The organism is Nonomuraea sp. KM90, assembly GCF_052246675.1.
In the GTDB taxonomy this organism is placed as follows: Bacteria; Actinomycetota; Actinomycetes; order Streptosporangiales; family Streptosporangiaceae; genus Nonomuraea.
Genome location: NZ_JBQQCB010000249.1, coordinates 1 through 6,822, shown reverse-complemented (window position 1 = coordinate 6,822; position 6,822 = coordinate 1). Strand labels below are relative to the sequence as shown.

Annotated in this window: 2 protein-coding genes; both read right to left on the bottom strand. The window is 75.6% G+C overall.

Annotated elements, in window-relative coordinates:
* Positions 1 to 3,917, bottom strand: a 3,917-nt coding sequence (locus tag ACTWPW_RS62320; RefSeq protein ID WP_443174740.1) for a type I polyketide synthase, incomplete at its 3' end; no start/stop codon positions are given.
* The coding region (locus tag ACTWPW_RS62315) for an SDR family NAD(P)-dependent oxidoreductase (protein WP_443174739.1) at positions 3,907 to 6,822 on the bottom strand (2,916 nt) is incomplete at its 5' end. The genes ACTWPW_RS62315 and ACTWPW_RS62320, both read right to left, overlap by 11 nt.

The following is a 6,822-nucleotide window of genomic DNA, read 5'->3' as shown; positions in this document are numbered from 1 at the left end:
CTGGCCCAGTCGGCGTACCCGTCCTCCGCCTCGGCCAGCACGAACCGGCCCGGCTGCTCCGACTGCGCCGACCGCACCAGCCCCTGCACCGCCGCCCCGGCCAGGTCACCCGGCCTGGTGACGAACATCAGCCGGGACTCGGCCATGCGCGGGTCGCGGATGGCGTCCAGCGTCTGGGCGGTGAGCTGCCGCAGGGCGGCGGGCACGTCCGTGTCCCCGCTCACGCACGGGATCACGACCGCTTCCGCGTCGCCGGGCTCGGCGACCGCCTCGACCCAGTCCACGCCGTACGAGACCGGTCCGGCGGGGCCGGCCAGCGAGCCCGACGGCATCGGCCGGGTCCGTACCGAGGCCAGCGAGAACGCCAGCCGCCCGACGGCGTCGGCGGCCTCGATGGCGTATCCGTCGTCGCCGGCCTTGGCCAGCCGCACGCGCAGGGTCCTGGCCTCGGCGGCGAGCAGCCGTACCCCGCGCAGCTCGAACGGCACGCGCAGGCCCTCGGTGCCGTCGGCGACCAGCAGCGGGTGGAACATCGAGTCCAGCAGCGCCGGGTGGATGCCGAACCCGGTCACGTCCACCTCGTCGGGCAGCGACACGTCGGCGAACAGCTCCTCGCCCCGCCGCCACACGGCACGCAGACCCTGGAAGGCGGGGCCGTACTCGTAGCCCTGCTCGGCCAGGCGCTCGTACCCGCCGGCGATGTCCACGGGGGTGGCTGCGGCGGGCGGCCAGGCGGCGGCCCAGTCGGGACGGGCGTCGCCGTCCCGCTCCTCGGCGACGGCGCCGGACAGGTGGCGGGTCCATCCGGCCTCGTGGTCGTCGGCCGGGCGGGAGTGGACCCGCACCGGGCGGCTGCCGGAGGTGTCCGGCGGATCGACGACGACCTGGATCGCCACGCCGCCGCGGGACGGCAGGATCAGCGGGGCCTCGAACGTCAGCTCCTCGATCACGCCGTGCCCGGTGCGCGTGCCGGCCTCCAGGACCAGGTCGGCCAGCGCGGCGCCGGGCAGGATGACGGCGCCGCCCACCGCGTGGTCGGCCAGCCAGGGCGTGTCGGCGACCGACAGGCGGCCGGTGAGCACGGTCGGTCCGCTGTCGGCGAGCTCGACCGCCGCGCCCAGCAGCGGGTGGCCGACGTCGCGCAGGCCGGTGGCGGACAGGTCCGCGCCCCTGGCGGGCGCGCCGAGCCAGAAGCGTTCGCGTTCGAAGGCGTAGGGGGGCAGGTCGAGGCGGTGGCCGTGGCGGGACAGCTCGGCCCAGTCCACGTTCGCCCCCGCCACCCAGGCCCCGGCGAGGCAGGCGGCCAGCGCGTCGGGCTCGGCGCGGTCGCGCCGGTGCAGGGCGAGGATCGTGGCGTCGTCGCCGCTGACGCACTCGTGCGCCATGCCGGCGAGCACGGCCTGCGGGCCGACCTCCAGGAAGATGCCGGCGCCGAGCTCCTCCAGCTTGCCGATGGCCGCGTGGAACAGGACGGGCCGCCGGATCTGGTCCAGCCAGTAGCCGGGGTCGGACCAGTCGCCGGGGGTGCCGGTGACGGAGAGGGTACGGCCGCGGCCGAACGTCACGCTCTTCAGCTCGTCGGCGAACGCGGGGAGCATCGGCTCCATGAGCGGGGAGTGGAAGGCGCGGCTGACCGACAGCCTGCGGGTGCGCCTGCCGAGCTGCCGCCAGTGGTCGGCCACGGCCAGGCAGGGCTCCTCGGCGCCGGAGATGACCACGCCGGTGGGGCCGTTGACGGCGGCGATCCCGACCTGGTCCTCCAGCCCGGCGAGGGTGGGCGCGACCTCGTCGGCGGTGGCGTTCACGGCCACCATCGCGCCCGGCCGGCACAGCTCCCGCATGAGGCGGCCGCGGGCGGCGATCAGGCGGGCCGCGTCGGGCAGGGACCAGATCCCGGCGACGTGCGCGGCGGCGTACTCGCCGACCGAGTGGCCGGCCAGCGCCGCGGGCTTCAGGCCGAGCGACTCCAGCAGCCGGTGGGCGGCCACCTCGAAGGCGAACAGGGCCGGCTGGGTGTAGGCGGTGTCGTTCAGCAGCTCCGCCTCGCGGGTGCCGGGCTCGGCCCACATGATGTCGCGCAGCGGCCGGTCGAGGTGCGGGTCGAGCGCCGCGCACACCTCGTCGAGGGCGGCGGCGAACACCGCCGAGGCGGCGGCCAGGTCGCGTCCCATGCCGGGCCGCTGCCCGCCCTGGCCGGTGAACAGGAAGGCCAGGAGGGGCTGCTCGCCGGCGACTCCCTCGATGACGGGCGCCGCGTCGTCCTCGGAGGAGGCCGCCTCGTGGCGCCGGTAGCGGGCGAGGCCGTCGGTCAGGGCGGCGTGGCCGCGGCCGAGCACGACGGCGCGGTGCGGCAGCGGCGGGCGCTTGGCCAGGGAGTACGCGACGTCGGCCGGGTCCTGCCCCTCCCCCGCGGTGACGAACTCGTGCAGCCGGGCGGCCTGGGCCGCCAGCGACTGGGGGCTGCGGGCGCTGATCGTCCAGGCGAGCGGGCCGGTGAAGGCGGGGGCGACCGGCGGCTCGGGGTCGGGGACGTACTCCTCCACGATCGCGTGCGCGTTGGTGCCGCTGATGCCGAAGGAGGAGACCCCGGCCCGGCGCGGGTGCTCGGCGCGGGACCATTCGGCCTGCTCGGTCAGCAGCCGGACCTGGCCCGCCGACCAGTCGGCGTGCGGGGTGGGCTCGGTGACGTGCAGGGTACGGGGCAGCACGCCGTGCCGCATGGCCATGACCATCTTGATCACGCCCGCGACGCCGGCGGCGGCCTGGGTGTGCCCGATGTTCGACTTCACCGATCCCAGCCAGATGGGCCGGTCGGCCGGGCGCCGGCGCCCGTAGGTGGCCAGCAGCGCCTGGGCCTCGATCGGGTCGCCCAGGGTGGTGCCGGTGCCGTGGGCCTCGATCACGTCGATGTCGCGGGTGTCGAGCATGGCGTCGGCCAGGGCCTGCTGGATGACCTTCTCCTGGGCGGGCCCGCTGGGGGCGGTCATGCCGTTGCTGGCGCCGTCCTGGTTGATCGCCGTGCCCCGGATGACCGCGAGGATGCGGTGCCCGTTGCGGCGGGCGTCCGACAGCCGCTCCAGCGCCAGCACTCCGACGCCTTCGGCCCACGCGGCGCCGTCGGCAGAGGCGGAGAACGACTTGCACCGGCCGTCCGGCGACAGGGCGCCCTGGCGGGAGAACTCGACGAAGGCGTCGGGCGAGGCCAGCACGGTGACGCCGCCGGCCAGGGCGAGCGAGCACTCGTCCTGGCGCAGAGCCCGTACGGCGAGGTGCAGCGCGACCAGCGAGGACGAGCAGGCCGTGTCCACCGTGAGCGACGGGCCCTCCAGCCCCAGGGTGTAGGACACCCGGCCGGAGAGCACGCTCGACGTGCTGGAGGACAGCAGCGTGCCCTCCATGGCCGGCGGCACCGCGCCGTGCATGAACCGCTGGGAGTAGTCGCTGAACATGTTGCCCGCGTACACGCCGGTACGGCTGCCGCGCAGGCTCGTGGGGTCGATCCCGGTCCGCTCCAGGGCCAGCCAGCACGTCTCCAGGAACAGCCGGTGCTGCGGATCGGTGGCCAGGGCGCTGCGCGGGCTCATCCCGAAGAACGCGGCGTCGAAGTCGCCCGCGTCGTACAGGAAGCCGCCATGCCTGGTGTACGTCGTCCCCGCCGCCTCGGGATCGGGGTCGTACAGGGACTCCACGTCCCAGCCCCGGTCCGCCGGGAACTCGCCGATGGCGTCCCGGCCCGAGACGACCAGCTCCCACAAGTCCTCGGGACTGCCGACCCCTCCCGGGTAGCGGCACGCCATCCCGATGATCGCCACCGGTTCGTGCCGGCGGGCCTCGTCCTCGGCCAGTTGCCGCCGGGCGTCCGTCAGCGCGAGGGCGACCCGCTTCAGGTACGCGCGCAGCTCAGCCTCATTCGCCATGGTCGGGCCCTTCCATCGGGTTCCTCAGGGGGGAGGTCATGGCTCGGTTGTCGATCAAGGCGAAGATCTCCTCGTCCGATGCGGAGACAATCTCTTCCGCGGCTCCGCTGGAGCCGTTCTGGGCGGTGGCCGAGATGGCGACCGCGGTGGCGCCGATCCTGGAGAGCGCGCTCTGCAGGATGGCGACGAGCTGGCGGCGGACGGCGTCCGACTGGCCGTTCGCGGCCAGCAGCGCCGACTCGGCCTGGTCGACCGCGGCCCGCAGCGCGTCCTCGGGCGAGGGCCCGTCCGGTGCCAGGGTGTTGAACAGGTACTCGGCCAGCGACGTGACGGTGGGGTGGTCGAAGACGAGGGTGGCGGGCAGCCGCAGGCCGGTGTCGGTGTTGAGCCGGTTGCGGAGCTCGACGGCGGTCAGGGAGTCGAAGCCGAGCTCGTTGAAGGCCCGGTCCACGTCCACCTGGTCGGGGTTGGGGTGCGCGAGGACGGCGGCGACGTGGCCGCGTACGAGCTGGGTGAGATGGGGCCGCGCGGCCGCCTCGCCCATGATCGCCAGGCGTTCGCCCAGCCCCTGCCCGGCGGCCACCGGAGCGGCGGCCGCCGTGTTCGACGCGACCCGGCGCGGCGCGCGGACCAGGCCGCGCAGCACTGGGGGCAGGTCGCCGTTCTCGGCCCTGGTACGCAGCCCCGCGCTGTCCCACCGGGCGGCCACCATGATCGGGTCGGCGCTCGCCAGGGCCGTGTCGAACAGCTCCAGGCCCTGCTCGACGCTCAGTGCCGCGATGCCGGCCCGAGCCAGCCGGGCGAGGTCGGTCTGGCTGAGCCCGCCGGTCATGTCGGAGGCGGCGTCCCACAGGCCCCAGGCCACCGAGACCGCCGGCAGTCCCTGGTCGTGGCGGTGTGTCGCGAGCGCGTCCAGGAAGGCGTTGGCGGCGGCGTAGTTGCCCTGCCCGGCGTTGCCCAGCACCGCGGCGACCGAGGAGAACAGCACGAACATCGTCAGCGGTCGATCTCGGGTGAGCTCGTGCAGGTGCCAGGCCGCGTCGGCCTTGGGCGCCAGCACCGATCCCAGCCGGTCCGGCGTCAGGTCCTCCACCAGCGCGTCGTCCAGCACCCCGGCCGCGTGCACCACACCTGCCAGGGACACCGGGGCGAGCAGGGTCGCCAGCGCGTGACGGTCGGACACGTCGCAGGCCGCCACCGCGACCCGCGCCCCGAGGCCCTCCAGCTCGGCCACCAGTTTCCCGGCCTCCGGCGCCTCCAGACCGCGCCGCGACACCAGCAGCAGGTCACGCACCCCGTGCCGCTCCACCAGCCGCCGCGCGACCAGGGCGCCCAGACCACCGGTGCCGCCCGTGACCAGCACCGTCCCCGGCACGTCCGCGGCAGACCCGGGGGCGGGCTCGCGGCGCGTCAGGCGGGGCGTCAGCAGGGCGTCTTCCCTGACCACGAGCTGCGTCTCGCCGGCCGCGACCGCCGCGGCCACCCGGTCCCAGGCCGCGAAGCCCTCCGGCACCTCGGCCAGCACGAACCGGCCGGGCTGCTCCGACTGCGCCGACCGCACCAACCCCTGCACCGCCGCGCCCGCCAGGTCGCCCGGCCGCGTGACGAACACCAGCCGCGCGTGCGCGAACCGCTCGTCGCCGAGCCAGCCCTGCACCAGGTCGAGCACCTGGTGCAGACCGTCGTGGACCGAGTACGGCAGGTCGTCGGGGTCGGCCTGGCAGGGTGCCAGGACCAGGCCGGGGATCTCGCCGGCGCTCATGTCGGCCAGGGAGACCAGGTCGTAGTAGCGGGGCGCGGCCGTCCCCGCCGCCGCCAGCTCCGCCTCGATCTCGTCGGCGAGCGCGTCGGCTCCGACCACCGCCCAGCGCTGCCCGGCCGCGTCCGCCGAGGCGGGCTCGGCCCAGTCGAGGGCGTAGGCCGTGGCGCCGGTGGCGGGGCGGGAGCCGCTTCTCGGCGTCTTGCGCAGCGCCAGTGTGTCGACGCCGGCGACCCACTCGCCCGCGCCGTCGAAGAGCGCCAGCGAGATCTGGTCGTCGCCCCGGTCGCTGATCCGTACGCGGAGGGTGCCGGCGCCGAGTGCGGCCACCCGGATCCCGCTCCACGAGAACGGCAGCAGCAGGACGTCCTCGTCGTCGCCGGACTCGGCCACCACCAGGTGCAGCGCCGCGTCCAGCAGGGCGGGGTGCAGGGTGAAGCGGTCGGCGTCCGCGCGTACCGGGTCGGGCAGCGCGACGTCGGCGTAGGCGTGGCCGCCGGCGCGCCAGGCGGCCCGCAGGCCACGGAAGGCGGGGCCGTATTGGTAGCCGCGCGCGGCGAGCCGTTCGTACACGTCGTCCAGCTCGATCCCGGGCGCCTCCGGCGGCCACGAGGTCAGCCGATCGTGAGCGGTCTCCGGGGCCGTGCCGAGCAGGCCGTTCGCGTGTGTCGTCCAGGGGTCGTCCGCGGTCCGGCGGGCGTAGACGCCCACCGTGCGGCGGCCCTGCCCGTCCGGCCCGCCCACGGCCACCTGCACCTGTACGGCGCCCGACCCGGGCAGGACCAGCGGCGCCTGCAGCGTCAGGTCCTCGACCAGGTCGCACCCGGCCATGGCGGCGGCCTCCAGCGCGAGTTCGGCGAACGCCGTGCCGGGGAGCAGGACGGTGCCGTCCACGGCGTGGTCCGCCAGCCAGGGGGTCGTCGCCAGGGACAGCCGGCCGGTGAGCAGGAACCCGTCGTCGGCGGCCAGCGGCACACCCTGGTCGAGCAGCGGGTGCCGGGAGGAGCCGGATCCCTGGTCGATCCAGTAGCGGTCGCGCTGGAAGGCGTAGGTGGGAGGCTGCCCACTCGGGGCCGGTCCATCACCCAGCACCAGCGGCCAGGCCACCGGCGCGCCCAGCACCCACGCCTGAGCCAGGGACAGCAG